Origin of the sequence: Streptomyces griseomycini (assembly GCF_014203535.1) — a bacterium.
GTDB lineage: Bacteria > Actinomycetota > Actinomycetes > Streptomycetales > Streptomycetaceae > Streptomyces > Streptomyces griseomycini.
In genome coordinates, this window is the sequence record NZ_JACHJI010000005.1 from 260,564 (window position 1) to 283,194 (window position 22,631).

Here is a 22,631-nt window from a genome sequence, read left to right on the forward strand (position 1 = left end):
CACCGGGTCTCACCGGGTCTCACCGGCCGGGGACCCACCGGACCGGACTCGCACGCAACGGCGGCTCACGGGGGACCTCCCCCAGCACCACGACGTAAGCCCCCACGGGCCGCGCGGGCGCGGCGCGGGCAGGCCCCCGATCGGACGCCGACCCTGGCGTGCGCTCGCAGCGCTGGTCGTAGGCGGCCCGTAGGACCGGATCGCGGAGCGTCTCGTACGCCGCCCGCACCTCACCGAACCGGGCGGCGGTGGCGGCGTCCACGCGGGTGTCGGGGCGCAGTTCCCGCACCCGGGCGCGGAAGGCCGAGGTGATCACCTCGGACGTCGCCGAGGACTGCACCCCCAGCACCGCGTACAGGTCCGATTCCGGTTCCCGCGTCGGCACGTCCGACCACCTCCCCCCATCCTGAGCTGATGCTTTTCCGATAAATTGCCCACGTTCCGATATAAAACTTGAGTGTTGCCCTGTCAAGGCTGGCGAGGTATAGGGGAGGTGTCCGCGGTACTCCGTGACTGCGGAACGCGGAGCGGTGCCGTGGGCGAAGGAGTTGAACCAGGGATCCGAGGCCGCCGACCGTGGGCGGCTCGCGCGGGCACCGGGAGGCAGAGAGCGGGGTGCGGAGCATGGCGCTGTTCCTCGCGGCGCACCGGTACGACGGCCGGGCCGTGATCGAGATCAAGGACGGCCCGGACGGGGCCGTTGCCCGGGGGCTGTGTGACTTCGTGCCCTCCGCCACCGCGCAGCACCGGCATCCGATCCGGGACCCGTCCGAACCGGCCCGTGCCGACGCCGACGGCCTCGACGCTCTGATGTCCGTGCGGACGCTGCTGGACCGGGGGAGGCTGCGCCTGGTACGCCCACGAGGACGGGCGCTGCTTCCGCCCCGCCCGTGTGTCCCTCTCCCGATGCGGCCCTGTCAGCGCCCCGAACCGTACCCGTACACCGGACGGGAGGTGCAATGCAGTGATCACCGAACTCGCTGTCGAACGTGTGGGGTTCACCTGCGGCTCGTGCTGGCACCGCTGGAGCGTCGACTACGACGTGCAGCGCTACCGAGACGCTCTCGACGCCGAGTGGGAGGTCTTCTACCGCGACAACGCGGCCGTTTCCTCGCCGTACACGCTGCAGGGCGCGCCGCCCTGCGAGCACTGCGGCCGCCGCTGGGTCGGACGTCTGGTGGCGCGCCGGCCCGTGCCGCTGCCCGGTGACGCGGAGGCGCCGCGCAGCCGTGTCCCGGCCGAGGGCGCCGATCGCCCCGAGCGGCACGACGCGCCGATGCTGCACGCCGCCGGTCACCCGCAGCCGTCGTCCGGCACGCGAGCAGCCCAGCCGTCCACGAAGCCCTCCGGGTGACCCGGGCGGAGCGCGCCCGCCCCTTGAAGGCGGGTGCGCACCGTCCGCCGGGGACTTCGGCGCGCCGACCTCCAGGACGCTGCGGCGGAACCCTGCGGACGGAGGGCGGGCGTCACGATCGACTGTCAGGTGTGAGCTGCGGCATTGCCGGTTCGTGCGGTCGGCCTCCACGATGACCGGATCAGGGACGTCGAGGAAGGCAGCTCCTCATGGGTGATCATGTGCACGTGCGGCTCAGCCAGGGGTTGAGCGTGTCGGCCGACGGCGAGCTGATCGAGCACTCCCGCTGTCGGTGCGGGGCCACCTTCACCAAGGTGTTCGAGGCCGACGGCGGGGAGCCGGAACGCCGACCGGGGTCCTGATGCCGGCCCCACCGCCGTGCGGTCGGTGTGCAGGTCGGTCGCCGCGACTGGTGTGTTCGGACACCCCGGACCGGGCAGCGGTCGTGGCTCGGTCGAGGGCTTGGCGTCCGCGTTAGCCGTGGGTGGCCTGGCGCACGGCTTCCTCGGTGCCCCGGTCGGAGCCGGGAGCGCCGGCCGGCAGATGCCGGGCACCCAGCTCTTCGCTCTTGTCGGCGGCAGCGACGCCGCGGGTCCCGAGCGCCGGCTCCCGGGCGCGCTCCGACAGCAGGCTGCCGATGCCGACTGTTGCACCCCTTTCCTGGTCACGCCGCCGTCAGGCTGCGTCGCAGCCGCGCACACTGCCCACCCCGCCCCACCTGCCGCAGGCGGACGAGGGACCGGTGGATGTGCAGCGGCCGGCGCGCCCCCGGAAGCCAGGGACGGCGTCGGGGCCTCGGGCCGATGCCCGAGACCCCGGAGAAAGGGGGTAGCGCTGTAGCGTCAGCTGCCCAGTTCCTTGCGATCGCTGCCGCCGCTGATGGCGATCTTGCGTGGCTTGGCCTGCTCGGCGACCGGGATCCGCAGCTTCAGCACACCGGCCTCGTAGGAGGCCTCGATCTTCTCGGTGTCGAGGGTCTCGCCGAGGAACAGCTGTCGGCTGAACGTCCCCGCGGGCCGCTCGGTGACCACCGTCTCGGTGTTCTCGCCGTGCGCCGGCTTGCGTTCGGCCTTCACGGTCAGGACGTTGCGCTCGACGTGGAGGTCGATGGACTCAGGCTCCACGCCCGGCAGGTCCAGCTCCACGAAGAACGTCTCACCCTCGCGCCAGGCGTCCAGCGGCATGCCCGCCGGGTGCGCGGCCGTGCCCCAGACCCGCTCGACGAGCCGGTCAAGCTCACGGAAGGGATCCGTCCGCATCAGCACCTGTCATCCCTCCTTCAGGGTCGTTCCCGCGTCCGTTCGCTCTACTTCTGATGTACCACTACGCCGTAAAGTTGACAACTGTCGACTCAACTTTTTCGAGGCAATCGGCGATGGCCTGCCGCAGCCGGACCGCGTCGGCCTCCGGACCGGAGGTGGACACCGCCCGGCGGGCTCCGTCTCTTCCGTCACCAGCAGCCCCTTCCGGCCTTCCGTGCGCCGACGACCCGGACCGCCCCGGACGGCCGAATTCTCACTGTGCGTAAGAGGGTATTGAGTCTCCTGCTGTCAACTTCGTGCAGTCGCAGCTTGTCAGTAATCCTTCGGTCGGCTATATGGATAGGCGTACTCGATCGTCGGGCCGCGGTCACCTGCGGCCTGCTTTCAGGGAGGGAGAAGTTGGACATGCTTGCGCGTACGGGCGTTCTGGGCGATCTCGACCGGCTCACGCATCAGCTCACGCATGCCGACGCCTCGGTCGGCACCGTCATCCCGGCAGACGCCTGGCGCGACGACACCGCGCTCTACCTGCAGTTCGACCTGCCGGGTATGGACCGTTCCAGCATCGAGCTGACCACAGAGCGCCGCACGCTGACCCTGACCGCCGAACGGCCCTCCCCGATCCCGGCCGACGCCCGTCCCGTCCTCACCGAGCGGCCCACCGGCAGGTTCACCCGCCGCCTGGTCCTGTCCGACGCTCTGGACACGGCTGCCGCCGAGGCGGCCTACGACAACGGCGTCCTCACGCTGCGCATTCCGCTGGCCGCACACGCCAAGCCCCGAAGGATCGCCATATCCGGCGGCGCACCCAAGCAGCTGACCTCCTGAGCCCCGCCTGCCCGTCCGTCCCGTCGCACCGAAGGAGGCCCGAACCATGGGCGCCCTACTGTGGCTGCTCATACCCCTCTTCGCCGGTATCACCGCCAGCGCCTGGGCCTGGCGCACCGGACGCCGCAACCCCAGTCCGCCTGACCACGACACCTGGGAAGACCTCGACCGTTACCAGCGACTGCGCACCGTCCTGAGCACCAACGAGCACGCCAGGACGGCTTGGACGAGGTGATCTCGGGGCGGCCGGATGAGAGGCGTGCGCACCGCGGGCGCCTCTCCGCGGTCGAGGCTGCCGCACCTCCGCCGCGCCACGGGAAGGCGGCTGCCCGCTTGCCGCGGCTCGGCACGAGCGGCGTTCTCACCAGGGCCCCCCGGCGCTCATGCGCGCACCCTGACCGGCTGACCGCAGCGGACAGGAGCGCCCCCCGGGCTGCCCGGAGGGCGGTCGCCGGCGCCGAGACGGTGCCGGCGAAACGCGCGGGCCCTTCGACGTCCCCGGCGGACGCCGGCCGGCCAGGGACCGGTGGGGAGCGGTGCGGGTGGGGAGGTCAGAGTGACGTCGTGGATCCAACCGGCCAGATCGTCGTCGCCTTGGACGGCAGGAGATCTCGGCGTCTCCATGGTGACCGTGCACAGCATGGGGGCACCGGCATCATGGCTGCTGCCGTCGATGCGGCCGGCGACTTCCCGGAGCTTCGCGTCCTCGCTCTGCCCGGTGACTCCCCTGTCGAGCACGCCCGTCCCGGCACACCACGGGCCGCCATTGCCGCGGGCGCCTCACATGTCGTCGTAGGGCGGAAGGTCACACGCGCCGTGGACCCGGCGTCCGCGTTCCGCCTCGTCCGCGGCGGCCTGCGGTGCGGTGGCGGAGTCCGCCGCCCACGGTCGGCCAGGCTGCGGCGGCAGGTCACCGGCAGGCGGTCGGGCTCGCCCCGCCCTGCCCGGCAGGAACCTGCGGCGGGCCGGACACCCGGTCCGTGAGGCGTTCCAGCACCCGGTCGATACGGTCGAGCCCGGCGTCGCGTCCGGGCCCGCGTCACTCCTTCCGGGGCCTGACGTGCCGGAAGGTGATGCCGCGGCGCAGGAACGGGCGGTGAGCCCTGACCAGGAGTCGGCGCCCGGAGCACGACGGCGCCCCGTCCGGCAGGCTGGGCGCGGCCGCGTTCCCGATCAGGCAGCCCCTGCCCGGACTTTGCGGGCGAGCAGGTGGATCTCCTTGAACTGCCGCCGGTCGGTGGGCTGAGGCTCGCGAACCATCCGGGCCACCTCGACCAACCCGGCCGTGCGCAACAGCGCGGCGAGGTGATCCGGCGACCAGCGATAGGCCGGCGCGACCGCGTGATCGAAGACCTGCGTCGGGTGAGACGGACCGTCGCTGGCCGAAAAGCCGACCAGGAGGTGGCCGCCGGGCGCCAGCACACGGTGGAACTCCGCCAAGGTGGCGGGGAGTTCCCGCGGCGGAGTGTGGATGACGGACCAACGGGAGAGCACGCCTCCCAGCACGCCGTCAGCGATGTCCAGCGCGGCCATCGAGCCCACGTCGAACCGCAGGTCCGGGTAGGCCTCCCGAGCCGACCCGACCATCGCAGGAGAGGCGTCGACGCCGAACGCCGCCAGCCCCAGCTCATTCAGGTGAGCGGTGACATGACCGGGTCCGCACCCCAGGTCTGCGACCTGACCGTTCCCGCTCGCGCTGACGACCTCGGCGAAGGCGCTCAGAACCGCGCGGTCCAAAGGCCTGTCGCGCAGCTCGTCGCGGAACAGCTGCGCGTACACGGAGGCGGCAGCGTCGTAGGCCTCGCGGGTGGCGCTGAGGGCGTCGTGTTCGCTCATGCCCACGACCGTAGTCCCTGACACCGAGGCGAGCCAGAAGATCACGATCTTCCCTGCCGCCCGTTCGACCGGGCCACCGGTCATCTCGCCGGGACGCGCGGGCAAGGCCGGCGCCCGGCCCGGGGCGGGCACGTCCGGTGCCGGCGGATCCCGGTGAGGACCACGTCGGGTGACGTGCCGGCCGCCGGCGGCAGGGGCCCCAGGGACGCGGGCGCCCCGCATCGCCGACAGCACGTCGCTGCCGTCGTCCCCCGGCCGCACCGGGGACACAGAGCCGTCAGAGCGGGTTGAGGCGGGACCTGAGCAGACAGAACTCATTGCCCTCGGGGTCGGCGAGAACATGCCACTGCTCCTCGCCGGTCTGGCCGACGTCGGCCGGGCGCGCCCCGAGCTTCAACAGGCGCTCGAGCTCGGCGTCCTGATCGCGGTCGGTGGCGTTGACGTCGATGTGCAGCCGGGACTTCCCCGGCTCCGGCTCGTCCCTGCGGCTGAGGACGATCGTCGGCTGCGGGCCGCCGAACCCTTCACGCGGCCCGATCTCGATGCAGTCGCCCCCTTCGCGATCGAGCACCACGAAGTCCAGGACCTCGCACCAGAACCGCGCCAGCACCTCGGGGTCGCGGCAACCGAGCACGAGCTCACTGATACGACATGCCATCGACGAAACCTACTCTCCGCGCGAGAACCGCCGGGGCGGCCGCGCGTGGGACTCTCGGGCTGCCCGCAGTGGGAACGTGATCGAGACCGTACCGGGCGAGGCGAGCAGGCGTGAAGGGTTCTTCGAGGCCCTGTTCTCGCCCGGCCGGGCCGACGGCCGAGGACCGTGGGTCCGCAGGCCGCGCAGTGGTGCAGCCGAGTTCTGGCCCCGGTGCCACCTCTCGATCCGGTCGATCACCCCGCGGGCGTCGCGTTCGGGTGGGAGCGGAGGCGGTGAGACCGCATCACGCGACGGCGGCCCCCTCGAGCTCGACCATCAGGGTGGGGAGCGCCAGCCGCGTCACCCCGAGCATCGTGGTGGTCGGTGCCACCCCGGCGGCGCCCAACCGCGACGCCAGCACGCCGTAGTGCTGGAAGAGCAGATCGACGTCGGTGGTGTAGACGTTGAGGCGGACGAGATCCACGAGGGACATGCCGGCCTCGTCGAGAACGGCCTCCAGGTTGTCGACACTCAGCGCCAACTGCGCCGCCATGTCACCGGCGTGCCGGGGCTTGCCGTCGCGGCTCATCGCGGTCTGTCCGGCGCAGTACAGGGTCCGGGTGTGCCCGGAGACGATCTCACCCTGGCTGTAGCCCATCTCCACCGACCACGTCCACGGATTGACCGCCGTTCGCTCCACAGCCACATCAGCTCCATTCGATTCGACGACAGCACGTACGTCCAGCGGCCCGGTGGCCGCCCTCTTCGACGTCGTGTGGAAAGCCTCCCAACGAACCACGACATCCTGTGTCACGTATTTCGGTAGGGTTTTCGCATGCGCGCCAACCGGTTGGTCTCGCTGGTCCTGCTGCTGCGCCAGCGCGGTCGGCTGTCCGCGGCCACGCTGGCCCGCGAGCTGGAGGTGTCCACCCGCACCGTGCTGCGCGACGTGGAGGCGCTGTCCGCAGCCGGAGTCCCGGTCTACGCCGAACGCGGTCGGCACGGCGGGTTCGCGTTGTTGCCCGATTTCCGGACAGACCTCACCGGACTGAACCACGACGAGGCGCTCGCCCTGCTGGTCGCCGGATCACAGCGCGGCGCGCAGGTGTTCGGCCTCGGCTCGGCGCTCGCTTCGGCCATGCTCAAGGTGGTTGACGCGCTGCCCGAAAGCTACCGGGACACGGCGGCCGGCGTTGCCGAGCGATTGCTGGTCGATCCGGGGACCGACCTCCTCTCGCGCCGGCTGGTCACTGAGGAGGTACCCGACACCGTGGTGACCGAGGTCCGGCGCGCGGTGCTCGCCGGACACCGGCTGCGCATCCACTACGCGGCTGTGGACCAGGCCCCGAAATGGCGCACGGTGGACCCGGTCGGTCTGGTCACCGTACGCGACCAGGGCTACCTGCTGGCCACGAGGTCCGGCGAGGACCGCACCTACCGGCTGTCCCGGGTACTGGCCGCCGAGGAACTCGACGAACCCGCACAGCGACCGGACCGGGTCGATCTGGACCGGGCCTGGCGGGAACGCAGTACGCGGTTTCGGACCGGCGGGGACCAAGTCGCCGTGCTGGTACGGGTGGACCCGGCGCGGCGGGAGGACCTGGTGAGCACCGCGCTGTCCGTCCGTGCCGAAGAAGCCGACCCGGACGGTTGGCTGCGGCTGGACGTGACCTTCCAGGACTCGAGGCACGCCGAATGGGCGCTGTGGCAGCTCGCCACGAGCGCGGAAGCCCTGACCCCGCAGTGGTTGCGCGACTCCCTGCGCGACCGCGCCGCCGCGATCGCCACCCGCTACGGAGCGTCATCCACCTGACGGTGCCGGGCCCCTGCGGGGTCAACCGATCGGATGACCCGGGCATCGGCCGCTCGGCGCGCCGTGTCCAGCCGGTCCGCCGAGGGGACGGGGCCGGTTCCGGGCCCAGGATCGATGCCGGAGCAGGACGGCGGGAACCGGGGAGCACCGGACGCCCGAGCCTCCTCGACACACACCGGTGACCGGTGCCCCGGCCACCCTTCACATCCTTGGGGATCGATTCTGATGAAGCACGTCAAGAAGGCCTCGAAGCGCACCCGCGCCATCACCGGCGCCTCCCTCGCCGCGGCCGTCGCCCTGGGCGGCTTCGGCGCCTACTCGGCGAGCGCCTCGGACACCGCGCGGGCCGTCGCCGCCCCGGCCGCCAACGTCAAGGGCAACGCCACCACGACGACCACTCACCTGACGATCGACGCCGCCGTGAAGGCCGCGCAGGCCGCGCTCGACGCCGCCGGGAAGGAGGGCCAGAAGGTCACCGTCGCCGTCGTCGACCGCAACGGCAACACGATCGTCACCCTGCGCGGCGACGGTGCCGGCCCGCAGTCCCCCGAGTCGGCCGTGAAGAAGGCGTACACCGCCGTCGCCTGGAACGCGCCGACCTCCGAGCTGGTCAAGCGGCTGGACAACGCCCCGACGCTGAAGGACATCCCGGGCACCCTGTTCCTCGCGGGCGGTGCTCCCGTGACCGCGAAGAACGCCCCGATCGCGGGCATCGGCGTGGCCGGCGCGCCCTCCGGCGCCCTGGACGAGAAGTTCGCCCGGGCCGGTGTGGACGCCCTCGACTGAAACCCGCCCGTGAGCGTCCGGTGGCGCGAGGCCCCGCCCCGGCGCCACCGGCAGTCGTACCGGCGCCCGTCCCCGGACGGGCGCCTGTCACCTGGGAAGGCCGTCGTCGTGCCACTGCCCCGCGCCGTCAAGGCCGCGGTCACCCGGATGCGCGCGACCCGGCTCCACCTCGCCGCGGTCACCGCGGCCGGGACGTCCGGGACCCGACCGACCCTGGCCGGACTGCCCCTGACGGGGGCGCCGACCGTCTCGACGTGGACGTCTCGCGGGACGGCCGCGAGGTCTACGTGACCGACCACGACTCCGTCGACGTCACCGTCGTCGACGCGCACACGCACGGAACCCGCCGCGTCGAGGTCGCCCCGTACGGCACCGAGGGCGGGTTCGGCTCCTGGCTGAAACCGCACTACGGGCCCGGTCGCCCCCTCCCGGGACGAGGGCCCGTCGCTGACCGTCCGCACGAAGGACGGCAAGGAGAAGGCGACCCCGCTGGAGGGCCCGCACGAACACGTCGCCGTCTCCGCGGACGAGCGCACCGCCCACGTCACCGGCGGCTTCACCCGCGACGGCTACGGGAACGGCATCAGCGTCGTCGACCTCGACAACGGCGGGGTCCGCCGACTGGCCGCCGGTGAACGGCCGTTGGGCATCGCCGTTCTCCAGCAGGGCGGCGGGTCGCGCAGTGCGTGCACGCTGTTCCTCCTGCCCCGTCGCCGTGAGGAGCGGGACATCCTCATCCGTCCCTGAGCGGACGGGCCGGTTCGCCGTCGTTCAGGGCGCGGTCCCGGGACGGTCCGAACGGACGTCGTCGCTGTACGTCCTGGCGGCGCGCGGGGTCACGGGGTGCGCGGGGTCACCAGACCGGATTCGTAGGCGAGGACCACGAGCTGGGCGCGGTCGCGGGCGTGGAGCTTGGCCATGGCCCGGTTGATGTGGGTCTTGGCGGTCGACGGACTGATGACCAGGCGGTCGGCGATCCCGTCGTTGGACAGGCCCTGTGCGGCCAGGGCGACCGCCTCGCGTTCGCGGCTGGTCAGCTCCTCCAGCCCGCTGCCGGCACGGGAGAGGGGCGGCTGGGTGACGTACCGGTCGATGAGCTTGCGGGTGATCGCGGGCGCGAGCAGGGCGTCGCCGCGGGCGGCGACGCGTACGGAGTGCAGGAGGTCTTCCGGCACGATGTCCTTGACGAGGAAGCCGGCGGCGCCGGCGCGCAGCGCGTCGAAGACGTACTCGTCCAGCCCGTAGTTGGTCAGGATGACGACGTGCACACCGGCCAGGTCCGGGTCCGCGGCGATGCGCCGGGTCGCCTCGATGCCGTCCATGACGGGCATCTGGACGTCGATGAGAGCGACGTCGGGCAGCTGCTCCTTGACGAGTGCCAGGGCCTCTTGGCCGTCGGCGGCCTCGGCCACCACCTCGATGTCGTCCTCGAGGTCGAGCAGCGCGCGGAAGCCGCTGCGGATGAGCGGCTGGTCGTCGACCAGCAGGACACGGATCACGGCGCTCCGTTCGTGGGGAGTTCGGCCTGGACGGTGAAGCCGCCCGCGTGGTGCGGTTCGGTGCGCAGCCGGCCGCCCAGGGCCGTGACGCGTTCGCGCATGCCGAGCAGTCCGAGGCCGGGCGTCGGCACGGGGCGCGGGGTGGCCTTTCCGTTGTCGTCGACGCGAAGGGCGAGGGCGTCCGGACGGTAGTCGATCAGCACCGAGGCGGTGGTGGCGGCGGCGTGCCGGGCCACGTTGGTGAGCGACTCCTGAACGATCCGGTAGGCGGTACGGCCCACTGCCGCCGGCACGGCGTACGGATGTCCCTCGACCGCCAGTGTCGTCTCCAGGCCGGTCGCCTGGAACCGTTTCACCAGGTCCGGGATGTGGTCGAGTCCGTGCGGCGGGGTGGTGTCGTCGTCGCGCAGAGCCTCGAGGGTCGCGCGCAGCTCCCGGCTCGCCTCCCGGCCGGCCTCCTGGATCGCCAGCAGGGCCTCCGGCACCTGCTCGCCCCGCCGCCGGGCCACGTGGACGGCGACCTCGGACTGCACCTTGATGACCGAGATCTGGTGGGTGAGCGAGTCGTGCAGCTCCCGCGCGATGCGCAGCCGTTCCTCGTCGGCCCGGCGTCGCGCGGTCTCCTCGCGGGTGCGCTCGGCTTCGTCCGCCCGCCGTTCGGCCTGCCGCACCGCCTCCCCGGCGGCGAACGCGGCGATCAGCCAGGCGAGCTCAAGGGTGTTCCGGGCCTGCGCCACGACCTCGCGCACGGCCCCGTCCCGGGAGACCAGGGCGGTGAGGTGGAGCACGGCCAGCAGGCCCAGGGAAGCCGCCAGCGCGACGGCGCGGTGCCCGGCGCGCACCGCGCCGTAGACCGCGACCAGGTAGGAGACGGCGAGCACCTCGAACCCGGCCGCCTGGTGGCCCACCGCGAACAGTCCGGTGACGGACAGGACCGCGAGCGGTGCCCGGCGTCGCGCGGCCAGCGCCAGCCCGCCGGCCGCCAGCAGCGCGGAGCCGAGCAGCTCGCGGTCCCCGGCCGGGTGCGGCCCGGACAGCCCCGTGCCCAGCAGCAGCGCCGCCACGCCCACGGCGATCGCCCAGTCGGTGACTCCGGCCGGGACAGCGAACCGTCCTTTGTCCATGGGTGCACCGTAGCCGGATGCGGTGGCGGACGAGTCCGGCTCCCGGACGAGTGATCGGCTACTGCGTGTGCGGTACCAGCGCGCCGTCTGCGGCGTCCGCGGTATCCGGGTGCCGCAGCGGCGGCAGCGGGAAGTGCCTGCGCCTGCCGGACGACCGGCCGGGGGTCCGGCTCGCATGCTCGAGGCACATCGGACCGCGCAATCAGCGACGGAGAAGAGAGGAGAGCGGCATGAGCGCTTCAACAGCACTGGTGGCGGCCGCCGAGGGCGGGATCATCGGCGACGGGCGGACCGGCGCCAACCTGGCCCTCGGAGCAGGGCTGCTCGGGCTGGTCATCGGCTGGCTGGCCCTGGCCCGTGCCGACCGCCGGATCAACACCGGCAACGCGCGCACGGCAGGGACGGCGGCCGTCGCAGTGGGGACGGTCGGCACGGTCCTCGCGGTGCTGCACCTGGCCACCTCCAGCGGTGGTCCCGGCACCGGCAACGGGCTCGTCGGCGCCGTCGCGGCCGTCCCGCTGGGGCTGGGCGCGGTGCTCCTCGGCCGCCGGGCGCTGACCCGCTGCCACCGCGCCGACCGGCCCGCCGGTCGGATGCCCGTCTGACCGCCACCGGGTCACGGCGTGCGTGCGGCCACCGCACGCCGGGTCCGGTAGGCGGTGCCGGGGGCCAGGACCGCGGCGCCCCGGATCGCCCGGGGACACCGGGAGGGTGAAGGCCGGGGCGAGGCAGCCGACCGGCCCGACGGCCGGGACGATCCGCCGGACGGGCCGGGCCCGCGGTGGCGGGCGCACGCGCCCGGCGGTTGTCGAGCCGTGCCCGGTCACCCGGGCGCCCCCTGTCACCTTGAGCGCTCGGTGCGGGATCCGGAGCACCGTCGCCGGGCCGCCGCCCGCACCGTCGCCCGTCCGAGCGCCCTTCGCCGGTCGCGGCCCTGCCCCGTGCACTCGGCACTCCCGGCGGGCGGGCCCGCCGGCGCGGGGGAGCACCCGGCGCACTCCGCGCACGGGACGGCCTGACGGGGGTGGCCGTCCCCTGCGCGACCGGGTCGCGGCGTGCGGTCGATCAGCTCAGCGGTTCGACCCACACGTTGCGGTAGCGGACCTTGTTGCCGTGGTCCTGGAGCTTGATCGGTCCGGTGGCCGGGCCTTCGGCGATGCCACCGCCGGTCGGCCCGTCGATGACCACGTCGTCGTGGACCGTCCTGCCGTTCCACACCACCGTGACCCGAGCCTTCTCGGTCACCTCTCCGGCACTGTCGTAGCGCGCGGCCCGGAAGACGATGTCGTACGACTGCCAGGTCCCGGGCGGCGACGACGCGTTGCTGTCGGCCGCCTTCTGGTTGTAGATGGCGCCGGCCTCGTTGTCGGCGAGGGCGGGCACTCCGTAGGAGTCGAGGATCTGTATCTCGTAGCGGTTCTGGAGGTAGACGCCGCTGTTGCCGCGGTCCTGGCCGGTGACGTCGTCGGGGAGCTCGGGGACCCGGAACTCGACGTGCAACCTGTGGTCGCCGAAGTTCCGCTTGGTGCGGATGTCCCCGCAGCACACCTCGACGGAGCCCCCTTCGGTCCGGGGCCATTCGACCGCGCGGCCGTCGGTGTGCTGCCACTGCGACAGGCTGCCGCCGTCGAACAGGTCGATGCGTTCTCCGGGACGGTTGAGGTGGATCATGTCGAGGTTGACATGGCCGTCGTCGCCGTCGTCGTACCGGTAGGCGATGGTGTTGACGCCCTTGCGCAACGTCAGCCTCTCGCTCCGCGTCGCCCAGGTGTCCCAGTCGGCGGTCGGCGGCAGCACCGTCTGGCGGACCTTGTCCCCGTTGACGTAGAGGCTGATCTTCTTGTCGCCGTGGAAGGGGTGCGGGCCGTTGGCGTAGCGCAGCCCCACGTCGTACGTGCCCTTCTTGGCGACGTCGACGCGGAAGGCGGTGGTGGCGCCGGGGGCGCCGTAGCGGTCGACGAAGCCGCCGCCGGAGTAGCCCTGGTGGTCCTTGTTGATGCCGGCGCCGCCGCTGAGCTTGGCCTCCTCCGCCTCGTAGGCGGTGACGGGCGCCTCCTTGCCGGGGATCGAGTTGAGGGTGTACCAGGCCTCGGTGCTCCACAGGGTCTCGCCGTCGTCCGCGGCGAAGGGACGCGGGGAGCGGACGTGCACCACGCGGTCGGTCCTGAGCCCGGGGATGTCCAGCCGGACCTGCTTGCGGTCGTCCGAGACGACGGCGCGGGACACGGTCAGCGGCTCCTCGTCGATCTTCGGGCCGCCGTACTCGGGCGTGGGCGAGTAGCGCCACTGGCGGACCTGGTAGCTCTGGGCGATCCTCTCGACGGTCTCCTGGGAGAGGGGCCGGGTGTACTTGAGGACGAAGCCGTTGCGCGTGGCGCGCATCGAGTGGATGTCGAAGGCGTTGGTGCCGTTCGGGGTCAGCTTCTGGAGACCGAAGCGGAGCTTGCCCTCCTGGCCCCAGTTGCCGTCGGCGCCGAGGCCGCCTGCGTAGATCGCGCCGTCGGGACCGACGCTGATGCGGTTGACGCCCGCCTCCAGGCCCTGGGTGTGACGGAAGACGGCGCCCTGGTACTCGCCGTCGACCTTCTCCAGGCTCGCGCGCTGCAGTCCGCCGTAGGTGACGTCGCCGAAGAGCATCTGCCCGGCGAAGGGCCCCTTCTTCAACATGAGCGGTGTGCTGGGCGAGTTGGCGATCTCGTTCTGCGGCAGCCACAGGACCGGCTTGGTCACCGGACGGTCGTCGAAGGGGCCGGGCCGGAAGGAGACGTCCTCGCCCGTGCCGTCCCGGTACCGCGTGTAGTGGTTGAAGAAGCGGTCCCGCTTGATGTGCACCAGCTTCGAGGAGGGCAGCCAGCCGCCCTGGTTGTCGGTGACGAAGATGCCCTTGTCCGGGCCCCACCCGATGCCGTTGGGAGTGCGCAGGCCTCCGGCGACGTAGGAGACCTTTCCGGTCGCCTTGTCGACCTTGATGGTCGTGCCGCGGCCGCCCTCGGCCGGCTGCGGGTCGGTCGTGGCGCCGCCGTAGTTGATGGAGACCGACAGGTTCAGGTAGAAGCTGCCCTTGTCGTAGAGCAGGCCGAAGGCGAACTCGTGGAAGTTGCCGCCGTAGGGCCAGGAGGCGATCTTCTTCTTCCCGTCGGCGACTTCGTCGCCGTCGTGGTCGTTCAGCTCGGTCAGCTGGTGCTTCTCCGAGACGTACAGCTTGCCGTCGACGTACTTGATGCCCATGGGCTCCTTGAGCCCCGAGGCGACCTTCTTGACCGTGACCTTCTCCGGACCGGTGTCCCCGGTGACGTTGTCCAGGAGGTAGACCTCCCCGTCGGTGGTCTCGCTCTCTCCCCAGGTGGACACGGCCAGTCTGCCGTCCGGCAGCCAGTCCATGGCGGAGACCTTGGGTTCGAAACCGGCGGGACGCAGGTCGGTGAGGGTGTAGTTCGGATGCACGTCGGCCAGTGGCAGGCCGTCGCCCGGGCTGTCCTGGCCGCCGACGCACTCCTTGCGGCCGGGCGCGGTGACGCGCACGACTCCGGCGTCGGTGCTCAGCGCCGAGTTGGGCACGAGGGTGAAGTCCGCGGCGCCGGGTGGCTTCCACTGAAGGGTGAGCTGCTGACCGCCGCCCGCCTCGAAGTGCTCGATGCGCAGCGGGTGCGGACCGGCGGTCAGGTCGACGGTGCCGTCCTTGGGATCGGCGCCGTGCAGGCCGTCGTGGTCGATGACCTCCCGGTCACCGATGTGCAGGCGTGAGCCGTCGTCGCTGATCAGACGGAAGGCGTACGTACCGTCCTGCGGTACCTGGAGGTTCGCGATGACGTGGGAGACGAAGTTGCCGGCCATGCCGAAGTCCGCGTCCGTCGTCCAGTCGACGGTGGGCATCAGCTTGTCGATGTTGGGCGTCTGACCGCCCTTCAGCTCGCAGATCTTCTTCAAGGGCACCTGCACGTCGAAGACGCGCAGGGTCACTCCGGGTTCCTGCGGCGGGACGTCCGCGGCGGTCCGGGCCGCCGACTGGGCGGCGGCGGGGGTCCAGCTTCCGACGACGACTGCGGCGAGTGCCAGCCCCGCAGCACGTCTGCGAAGCCGGCGAAGCGGCCGTTGACTCACTCTTCCTCCTGGCGCTCGGGGGCACGGACTGCGGACGCCTGGTCAGGGGTGAACGAGCCTTCGGCCTCGGACGAACGGCGAAGGCGGGTGTCCGCGGTCCAGCGATGGCGGGTTGCGCTGTGCATGGGGGAGTGGTTGCGACCAAGACGGTATGGACTTTCGCTCTCACCGTCCACATTTTGTCCTCGGAAAGTTGAAAGATCTGGCCTCTCGGAACCAAGTCGTCCCGGCGGCAACCGGGGTGGCCCCCCGACCCTGCGCGGCTCGGGGAGCCGCCGTCGCAGGTGGGAGTGGTGTGGTTCGGCCGCTGGGAGCATGTCTGGGGGAGCCGCCGTCGCAGGTGGGAGTGGTGTGGTTCGGCCGCTGGGAGCATGTCTGAGTGACCGTGTCCCCGCCGTACGGGATGGGCCGGGGGCTGCTGTCCGTCCCGTCGGTGTCGCTGCGCCGTGAGACCACCAAGGACGCGGAACTGCCCGTGCCGCGGCACGAGAAGGCGGTCCCGCTCCGCCGCGATCGCCCTCCCATCCCCGAACACCAGGAATTACACGGGGTGTTGTCGGTACCAAGCTCTATGGTTGACCTCTCGACCGCATAGGCGGCCGACGTGTACCAAGGGGAGATCACGCACTTGCGCATACGAAGATTCGCTGGGGGAACGGCACTCGCCACCATCGCCGCGTCGGTGACCTTGCTCGCCGGTCCGGGCACCGCCCAGGCCCAGGACAGCATCGTGCTCCCGGTGACCTCGCACTGGCAGACCCTCGTCGACAGCCGGCACGTCTACGTGTCTGCTCCCGGTCAGGACGCCGTGGTGGCCACCGATCACAACGGGCAGGTGATCAGGACCGTCGAAGGGCTCGACGGAGCTCGCGGCATGACACAGACGGCTGATGAGTCCCGCCTGTACGTCGCCCTTCCCGAGGCGGACGCCATCGCGGAGATCGACACCACCACCCTGACCGAGACTCGTCGCTTCCCCACCGGGACGGACACCGAGCCGGAAAACCTCGCCTTCGCCGGCGGGCGCTTGTGGTTCTCCTACCAGGCGACCGTCTTCGACGGCGGCATCGGCTCCGTCGCCGTCGCCGAGACCACCCCGACTGTCGATCTGGACGACAACCCGGTCTGGTACGGCAAGCCCCGGCTCGCCTCGTCACCGGGCGCGCCCGACCGGCTGGTCGCCGCGGAAAGCGCGGGCGGGGCCGGGATGCGGGTGTACGACGTGGCATCCGGCAGCGCCGAGGAGATCGCCCACACCGACGGCGTCGGCGACGTCGAGGACCTGGCCGTGGCGCCGGACGGCCGCAGCGCGATCACCGCGAACGGCGGCACCTACTACCACCAGCGGTGGGCGCTGCCGGACCTGGCGGAGGAGGGGACGTACGACACGGGGGCGTACCCCAACGCCGTCTCCATCGCCCCGGACGGCACCGTGGCCGCGGGTGTGAGGGCCTCCGGGGACTGGGACATCTTTGTCTACCGGCCCGGTGAGACCACCCCGTTCCGCACGGTCTCACTGAACCACGGCCACATGGAGCTCCTGGAGCGGGGCGTGGCCTGGACCCCTGATGGCAGCCGCCTGTTCGGCACCCGTTTCCCCTACTCCGGTGAGGTCGTCCTCGACATCATCACCGACGTGCACAAGGCGAACAGCAACATCGCCCTCACCGCGCCGCGGACCCACCCCCACGGCCAGCCGGTGACGGTCAGCGGGAAACTCACTTCCCCGGTGCCGTTCCCGAGGCACAAGGTGGTCACCGTCACGCGGCACAACGAGCCCATCGCGACGGTCAAGGTGAAGCCCGACGGTAGCTTCGCCTTCACCGACCTGCCGGCCGACTACATGAGATACCCGGAGTACGTCGTCACCTACGCGGGTGACGCCACGCACGTGCCCGGCACAGCCACCGTGACGGTGGAGATCGTCTCGTAGGCGGGCCGGGCCGTCAGAAGCCGGACGGCCGACACCTCGGCCAGCCCCTGCGGGGGGAAGAGCCCGTCCGATCCGCCGGATCGGACGGGCTCTCTCGAGGAGCGCTGTGCTGGGTGCCTCCCGGCAGCCCGCGGTTCCTGAGGAGTCCGCGTAAGCCCCACCGAGTGCGACCCCGCCACCGCGCTGCCCGCTGCTGTCCGTCGCACCGCTGCGAGGAGTGCGAGGAGCGGGGCAGTCAATCAAGTGGCCCTGTCCCGCATTCGGTGTACGAGCTCGTCGGAACGGTTCAGGTGACGTCGGCACGCCCGCGGAGCGGGGCGAGACGTATCGAGGGGTGGCGCCGGTGACGCCACCCGCCCCGCGGTGGGGAAGGGCGCTTACCGTGAGCTGCGGGGCGGTGGATAGCGTGCGGGCATGGTGATGACGGGGAAGCGACGGGTCCTGTACCGGCAGGGCAGCGGATTCTGGCGGATGACGGCGAAGTGGGTTCTGGTCTTCGGGGCCCTGTACCTGCTGGACGGCGGGCTGATCCGGTCGTGGGGCGACGCTCTGGTCTGGCCGATGACGGGGATCCTGCTGTGGGTGCCGTTCGGGGTCGGCGTCGTCTGGTACCCGAAGAAGGACCAGCGCGTCGAGCTGACGACGCGTGAACTGCGGGTGCGGCGCAAGCGGCTTCCGATGGAGAAGGTGAACCTGCTGCACGTGGCGCGGCTGTGGCTGGAGGGACGGTCAACCGCGGATGACCAGCCGGTGCTCGAATGGACACGGGCCGACCGGGTGGTGTGGGTGCCGCTGCGGGACGGCCGGGCGTTCGGGGTGGAGTTCCGCGACCCGGCCGCGTTCGCCGAGGTTTTCGGCGCCTTCGCGGTCGCGGCGTGCGGCGGGCCCGACGTCGTCCGCGCGAGGGCCGCAGCGGAGACCTACCCGGATCCGCTCCCGATGCGGTCCCGCCCCGCCGACGACGCAGGCTCCTGGCCGGACCTCCTGGACATCTTCGACTGACAGCCGGAAACGCCGGCGAAGGGCAGCGCTCCGTCAGGGACACGGGGAACCGCACAGGGCCGGCACTCTCGACCGGATCCCCGCACGTGGCGAGCCCTCGGCCAGGAACTGTCCGGGCGATCACGCGTTCCGTCAGGGTGACTTCTTGGAGGAGGGACCTGACGAGTGCCGTGGGGACGAGTCGCGCGGACGCGGTCGCGCTCGTGCAGCGGATCATGGACGCGGACTGCGCCTCGGACGACGAGGCGGGCGGCTGGCCGGACAGGCTCGACGGAGCCCTGGGCTGCCCGCCCGGACATGTCAGCGACTTGATCTTCTGGCCGCCGGGGCGGGAGCTGTCGGCTGATGGGGTGGTCGATCAGGCCCTGGCGTGTCGGCCAGTCGCTCCGTGGAGCCGGGAATCGGACTCCGAAGCCGGATGAGCAGAGCCGCGACGGCGGCAGCGGCCTGGACCTGCTGCAACAAACGCTCCCGCGTTCCGTCGGCCGACCGGATCCGGTGGCGTTCGCAGACGGTCGTCGAGGCCCCTCCAGGGACCGAACCGCTCGGGAGGATCCCGCCACTGCACCCCGCCCACGCTCACGACAACGACCCGGGCACGGGGCGGTCGCATGATCGACCGGGCAGCTCCCGGCGGCGCGGCTCGGCCGCGATCGGCAGACCGTCCGGTGGGCGGGTTCCCGGTCCGACGGCACGGGGCGGCGCGGATCACGGACTCCGCACGGGTAGAGACGATACGCATCGTCTTGTTATGGTGGACGCATGGCTTTCCTCTTCTTCGTCTGAGTACGGGCACGGCCGATGCCGCCGTTTCCGCTGCCCGTAGACCTTTCTCATGCCAAGGAAAGCCACATGCGCGAACGCGCCCGTACCGCTGTGCCCGCTGCCGTGGCGCAGCTGTCCGTCAAGGACGTCACCAAGTCCTACGGCACCCGGACCGTCCTCGACCAGGTCTCCTTCACCGTCCGCCCGGGCGAGAAGGCCGCCGTCATCGGTGAGAACGGCTCCGGCAAGTCCACCCTGCTGCGGCTGCTCGCCTCGGCCGAGGCCCCGGACGCCGGGGAGATCACCGTCGGTTTCCCCGGCGGCACCGGTCACCTCGCCCAGACCCTCGACCTCGACCCGGACCGCACCGTGCAGGACGCCGTCGACCTCGCCCTCGCCGAACTGCGTGACATGGAGCGTCGGCTGCGCGCGGCGGAGGAACGCCTCGGTGAGGCGCCCAAGGACGAACTCGCCGCGTACGGCGAGCTGCTGACCGCGTACGAGGAACGCGGCGGATACGAGGCGGACGCCCGTGTCGACGCCGCCATGCACGCACTCGGGCTCGCCGGGATCACCCGCGACCGCCTGCTCGGCTCGCTCTCCGGCGGCGAGCAGTCGCGGCTCGCGCTCGCCTGCGTCCTGGCCGCCGCCCCCGAGCTGCTGCTCCTCGACGAGCCGACGAACCACCTCGACGCGACGGCCGTGCGCTGGCTGGAGGAGCACCTGCGCGCACATCGCGGCACCGTCGTCGCGGTCACCCACGACCGCGGCTTCCTGGAACGCATCGCCACCACGATCCTCGAGGTCGACCGGGACGCGCGCACGGTGCACCGGTACGGCGACGGCTGGGCCGGCTACCGCGCCGCGAAGGCCGCCGCCCGACGCCGCGCGGAGCAGGAACACGCGGACTGGCTCCGGGAGGTGGCCCGCACGGAGGAACTCCTCGAGGCCGCCGGGAGGCGGCTGGCCACCACCGGCAAGGACCCGAGGCAGGGCTTCGGCAAGCACCGCCGCTCGCACGAGGCGAAGCTCGGCGGGCAGGTGCGGGCGGTCCGGGAGCGGCTGGCCCACCTGCGGCGCAACCCGGTGGCACCACCACCGGAACCACTGCGGTTCACGGCGGCGCCGCCGGCGACGGTCGGCGGGCATCCCGCCGACCGCCCGCTCGCCGAACTCGACGGCGTGGGCGTCGGCGAGCGGCTGCGTCTGGACGGGCTGCTGACGATCATGCCCGGCCGGCGGCTGCTGGTCACGGGCGAGAACGGGGCGGGCAAGTCGACGTTGCTGCGCGTCCTCGCGGGCGACCTGGAGCCGGATGCGGGCGCGGTACGCCGCCCTGCCCGGATCGGGTACCTGGCGCAGGAACTGCCCGCGCGCTCCACGCGGCTCCCGTTGCTGGCCGCCTTCGCCGCCGGGCGGCCCGGGCTGCCGGAGGAACATGCCGAACAGCTGCTGGCGCTGGGCCTGTTCCGTGCGCAGGACCTGCACGTCCCGGTCGCGGCGCTGTCCGCGGGGCAGCAACGGCGGCTGCAGATCGCGAGTCTGGTGACCCGGCCCGCGGACCTCCTCGTCCTCGACGAGCCGACCAACCACGTCGCGCTCGACCTGGTCGAGGACCTGGAGGCGGCGCTCGCGGCGTACCCGGGCGCGGTGGTCGCGGTCTCGCACGACCGCGGCTTTTGCGGGCGGTTCCCGGGAGAGCGGCTGGAGTTGTGCGGCGGCCGCAGGTGCTGACCCTGCCGGGGCGGGGCGTCCCACCGCAGAGGCGAGTTCCGCCGTGTCCCGCCGCCGGCCGGTCTCTTTCCGAGGCCAGGTGGGTGATCGACGTGAGTGACACGGTCCGGGAAGTGATCACTGTCGGCTCCGGTCCGGCCGGACACACCGCTGCGCTCTCCGCAGCCCGTGCGCCGCTGCGTCCGATGGCGTTCGAGGGGGTCCGTCACCGCCGGCGGCGCGTTGACGAACACCACCGGCGTGGGGAACTGCCCAGGGGTTCCCCGACCCGGTGTGGGGCCGGACCCGATGGGCGGGACGAGGGACCGAGCGGGGCGGTCCGGTACCGAGTCGGTCCCCGACGACATGACGGAGGCCCGTTTCGAGGACGGGGTCAGGGAGGGGAGGTCGTCGAGGCGGACAGCAGCGCCCCGGTTCAGCAGCGCCGTCAGCGAGTTGGCCTCCTCGCCGAGAGCGTGCCGGTGGCGGGATCGCGGAGGGATGTCACCGGTGGTGGTCCGCGCCCCGGCTTCCACCGGCTGGCGTGGGCGGACCTCGCGGGTCGGCACCGAGTGAGATTCGCGTCGAGGACGACCGGGCGGTCCTCGTCGACGTGACGAAAGTCCGGAAGACCGGCGGGTCCACCTGCACTGGCCTGGCCGGGGCTTCGGGACCTACCGGGGGGAACGGCGCCCGATTTGACATGCTCCGGGTGGATGACACGCTGGTAGGTGGGTCAACGTCATGAGGGGATTCGGCATGGCATCCGCATCGGCATGGCGCTCCGCAGCGCGGCAGCTTCCGCTCAGGCTCACGGTCGGCACGTTCTTCCTGAACTCCGGACTGTCCAAACGCGGTGCCGACGAGGCCACCGCTGAGGGGCTGCAGCAGTTCGCCGCCACCACGTACCCGTTTCTGGGCAAGTACGACGCCCAGCGGTTCGTCCGGCTGCTTTCCGCCGGGGAGATCGCCGTTGCCGCCACGTTGCTCGTGCCGGTCGTCCCCGCCGCCGTCGCCGGGGCCGCGCTGACCGCGTTCTCCGTCGGCACCCTGGGCCTCTACCTGCGCACCCCGGGGATGCGTCAGGAAGGCAGCCTGCGCCCGACCGAGCAGGGCATCGCTCTGGCCAAGGACGCCTGGATACTGGGCGTCGGCCTCTCCCTCATGGCCGAGGGCGTGAAGAACCACCGGTGACGGCCACGGGTTCGCCGCCCCTGCCCGCCGCGGGGCACGGCATGGTGAATGGTTCGTTCTGGGGGTGGCGTGCGCGCCTTCGGTCTTCCGTCACTGGTGGACGCCCTGTCGGCGGGTGGCCTTGCGGACTCGGTGTGCGACGTGGCAGAGCGCGGCCCGGAACCGGAACAGTCGTCCCGGCACAGCAGCGGGCCGGGAGGGCAGGAGTGGTACGCGGTCACCGCGGCCGAGTTCCGTGACGCGGTGCCGGGGTCGACCGAGGGATACCGGCCGGAGGCATCCGGTTCGGTGACCGCGTCGCTGTGACGTCCCGGACCCGCTACGAGTGGACGTTCTCCCGCTATGCGCCGTGGTCGGTCGGCGCGCAGGTCGCGGCCCTCGTGGCGGAACACGAGGGCCGCGCCATGACCACGGGAGCGGTCTTGCGACCAGTTGCCGCTGCCGGGCGCGACACGGCCGTCGGACGCGGACCGCGTCCGACGGACCTGGGCCGGGGCGTCCCCGACCACGCGGTGCACCGGCACCGCAGGGCGGTGGGCCCCACTGGGGCACCGCCATCGCCTGCACCGCGGCGATCGACGAGGAGCTGCGCACCGGGACCCAGCGGACCGTGACCATGGCGAACGCCGCGGCTCCCCGGGCTGAGGCGATCCGCGCGTTCCGGGCCGTCCCGAACGGGTTCGGCACGGTCGGCGGCCTCATGACACCGTCGCCCGGGCTGCGCCGCGCCGCGATCGTGAAAGCGTACGCGGCGGACGTCGAGGAGCCGTACGTGTCCTGAGGC

At 72.1% G+C, this 22,631-nt stretch carries 21 protein-coding genes and 1 pseudogene; 14 read left to right on the forward strand and 8 right to left on the reverse strand.

Features of this window, described 5'->3' with window-relative positions; all coding sequences use genetic code 11:
- Positions 1 to 19 precede the first annotated feature (19 nt).
- Positions 20 to 385, reverse strand: a complete 366-nt coding sequence (locus FHS37_RS15760) for a J domain-containing protein (protein ID WP_184821584.1) — start codon at positions 383 to 385, stop codon at positions 20 to 22.
- A gap of 579 nt (positions 386 to 964) precedes the next feature.
- On the opposite strand from FHS37_RS15760, the gene FHS37_RS15765 reads away from it, so the two are divergent.
- Together FHS37_RS15765 and FHS37_RS15770 are read left to right on the forward strand one after the other, a co-directional pair.
- Positions 965 to 1,354 carry a hypothetical protein gene (locus FHS37_RS15765; RefSeq protein ID WP_184821586.1) on the forward strand — a complete coding sequence of 130 codons (390 nt, stop codon included), beginning with the start codon at positions 965 to 967 and terminating at the stop codon, positions 1,352 to 1,354.
- 209 nt (positions 1,355 to 1,563) lie between these two features.
- Complete coding sequence (locus FHS37_RS15770) at positions 1,564 to 1,716, forward strand: hypothetical protein (RefSeq protein WP_184821587.1); 153 nt, start codon at positions 1,564 to 1,566, stop codon at positions 1,714 to 1,716.
- Positions 1,717 to 2,196: 480 nt separating this feature from the next.
- Here the strand turns inward: FHS37_RS15770 and FHS37_RS15775 are convergent, their stop codons facing one another.
- A complete protein-coding gene (locus FHS37_RS15775) occupies positions 2,197 to 2,619 on the reverse strand; it encodes an Hsp20/alpha crystallin family protein (protein WP_184821588.1) in 423 nt (140 codons plus the stop codon).
- A 402-nt stretch (positions 2,620 to 3,021) separates the two neighbouring features.
- Here FHS37_RS15775 and FHS37_RS15780 point away from each other — a divergent pair, with 402 nt between their 5' ends.
- Positions 3,022 to 3,444 carry an Hsp20/alpha crystallin family protein gene (locus FHS37_RS15780; RefSeq protein WP_184821589.1) on the forward strand — a complete coding sequence of 141 codons (423 nt, stop codon included), beginning with the start codon at positions 3,022 to 3,024 and terminating at the stop codon, positions 3,442 to 3,444.
- A gap of 46 nt (positions 3,445 to 3,490) precedes the next feature.
- Entirely contained in the window at positions 3,491 to 3,679 is a 189-nt protein-coding gene (locus FHS37_RS15785) for a hypothetical protein (RefSeq protein ID WP_184821590.1), read from the forward strand.
- 938 nt (positions 3,680 to 4,617) lie between these two features.
- Here FHS37_RS15785 and FHS37_RS15790 read toward each other — a convergent pair.
- From FHS37_RS15790 to FHS37_RS15800, 3 genes are all read right to left on the reverse strand, one after another.
- Positions 4,618 to 5,280: a class I SAM-dependent methyltransferase gene (locus tag FHS37_RS15790; RefSeq protein WP_184821591.1), complete on the reverse strand. Its 663-nt coding sequence runs from the start codon at positions 5,278 to 5,280 to the stop codon at positions 4,618 to 4,620.
- 277 nt (positions 5,281 to 5,557) lie between these two features.
- Complete coding sequence (locus tag FHS37_RS15795) at positions 5,558 to 5,938, reverse strand: VOC family protein (protein WP_184821592.1); 381 nt, start codon at positions 5,936 to 5,938, stop codon at positions 5,558 to 5,560.
- Positions 5,939 to 6,221: 283 nt separating this feature from the next.
- On the reverse strand, positions 6,222 to 6,617 hold the full coding sequence (locus FHS37_RS15800; protein ID WP_184822134.1) for a RidA family protein: 396 nt from the start codon (positions 6,615 to 6,617) through the stop codon (positions 6,222 to 6,224).
- Between the two features lie 135 nt (positions 6,618 to 6,752).
- Here FHS37_RS15800 and FHS37_RS15805 point away from each other — a divergent pair, with 135 nt between their 5' ends.
- From FHS37_RS15805 to FHS37_RS39380, 3 genes and pseudogenes are all read left to right on the forward strand, one after another.
- Positions 6,753 to 7,730: a helix-turn-helix transcriptional regulator gene (locus tag FHS37_RS15805; RefSeq protein ID WP_184821593.1), complete on the forward strand. Its 978-nt coding sequence runs from the start codon at positions 6,753 to 6,755 to the stop codon at positions 7,728 to 7,730.
- A 225-nt stretch (positions 7,731 to 7,955) separates the two neighbouring features.
- Positions 7,956 to 8,516 (forward strand): GlcG/HbpS family heme-binding protein, encoded by a 561-nt coding sequence (locus FHS37_RS15810; protein WP_184821594.1) that lies wholly within the window; start codon positions 7,956 to 7,958, stop codon positions 8,514 to 8,516.
- 230 nt (positions 8,517 to 8,746) lie between these two features.
- A pseudogene (locus FHS37_RS39380) lies at positions 8,747 to 9,263 on the forward strand (YncE family protein); the annotation flags it as partial.
- Between the two features lie 89 nt (positions 9,264 to 9,352).
- On the opposite strand, the gene FHS37_RS15815 reads toward FHS37_RS39380, so the two are convergent.
- Positions 9,353 to 10,015: a response regulator gene (locus tag FHS37_RS15815; RefSeq protein WP_184821595.1), complete on the reverse strand. Its 663-nt coding sequence runs from the start codon at positions 10,013 to 10,015 to the stop codon at positions 9,353 to 9,355.
- Positions 10,012 to 11,139, reverse strand: coding sequence for a sensor histidine kinase (locus FHS37_RS15820; RefSeq protein ID WP_184821596.1), 1,128 nt, complete (start codon positions 11,137 to 11,139; stop codon positions 10,012 to 10,014). Before FHS37_RS15820 ends, FHS37_RS15815 begins: the two co-directional genes overlap by 4 nt.
- 230 nt (positions 11,140 to 11,369) lie before the next feature.
- On the opposite strand from FHS37_RS15820, the gene FHS37_RS15825 reads away from it, so the two are divergent.
- Complete coding sequence (locus FHS37_RS15825; protein WP_184821597.1) at positions 11,370 to 11,744, forward strand: DUF6223 family protein; 375 nt, start codon at positions 11,370 to 11,372, stop codon at positions 11,742 to 11,744.
- 460 nt (positions 11,745 to 12,204) lie between these two features.
- Here the strand turns inward: FHS37_RS15825 and FHS37_RS15830 are convergent, their stop codons facing one another.
- Positions 12,205 to 15,240, reverse strand: a complete 3,036-nt coding sequence (locus tag FHS37_RS15830) for a 3-keto-alpha-glucoside-1,2-lyase-like domain-containing protein (protein ID WP_184821598.1) — start codon at positions 15,238 to 15,240, stop codon at positions 12,205 to 12,207.
- 628 nt (positions 15,241 to 15,868) lie between these two features.
- Between FHS37_RS15830 and FHS37_RS15835 the strand changes: the two genes are divergently transcribed.
- The 6 genes from FHS37_RS15835 to FHS37_RS15855 all read left to right on the forward strand — a co-directional run bounded on the left by FHS37_RS15835 (position 15,869) and on the right by FHS37_RS15855 (position 22,628).
- Positions 15,869 to 17,173, forward strand: coding sequence for a beta-propeller fold lactonase family protein (locus tag FHS37_RS15835; protein WP_184821599.1), 1,305 nt, complete (start codon positions 15,869 to 15,871; stop codon positions 17,171 to 17,173).
- A 414-nt stretch (positions 17,174 to 17,587) separates the two neighbouring features.
- Positions 17,588 to 18,175 carry a hypothetical protein gene (locus tag FHS37_RS15840; RefSeq protein WP_184821600.1) on the forward strand — a complete coding sequence of 196 codons (588 nt, stop codon included), beginning with the start codon at positions 17,588 to 17,590 and terminating at the stop codon, positions 18,173 to 18,175.
- A gap of 215 nt (positions 18,176 to 18,390) precedes the next feature.
- Positions 18,391 to 18,597: an e9imm peptide gene (locus FHS37_RS39385; RefSeq protein WP_229889882.1), complete on the forward strand. Its 207-nt coding sequence runs from the start codon at positions 18,391 to 18,393 to the stop codon at positions 18,595 to 18,597.
- Between the two features lie 430 nt (positions 18,598 to 19,027).
- On the forward strand, positions 19,028 to 20,674 hold the full coding sequence (gene abc-f / locus FHS37_RS15845; protein WP_184821602.1) for a ribosomal protection-like ABC-F family protein: 1,647 nt from the start codon (positions 19,028 to 19,030) through the stop codon (positions 20,672 to 20,674).
- A gap of 738 nt (positions 20,675 to 21,412) precedes the next feature.
- The gene (locus FHS37_RS15850; RefSeq protein ID WP_184821604.1) at positions 21,413 to 21,847 is read left to right on the forward strand and encodes a hypothetical protein; all 435 of its coding nucleotides are present in this window, start codon (positions 21,413 to 21,415) and stop codon (positions 21,845 to 21,847) included.
- A 610-nt stretch (positions 21,848 to 22,457) separates the two neighbouring features.
- Positions 22,458 to 22,628, forward strand: a complete 171-nt coding sequence (locus FHS37_RS15855) for a hypothetical protein (RefSeq protein ID WP_184821606.1) — start codon at positions 22,458 to 22,460, stop codon at positions 22,626 to 22,628.
- Positions 22,629 to 22,631 lie beyond the last annotated feature (3 nt).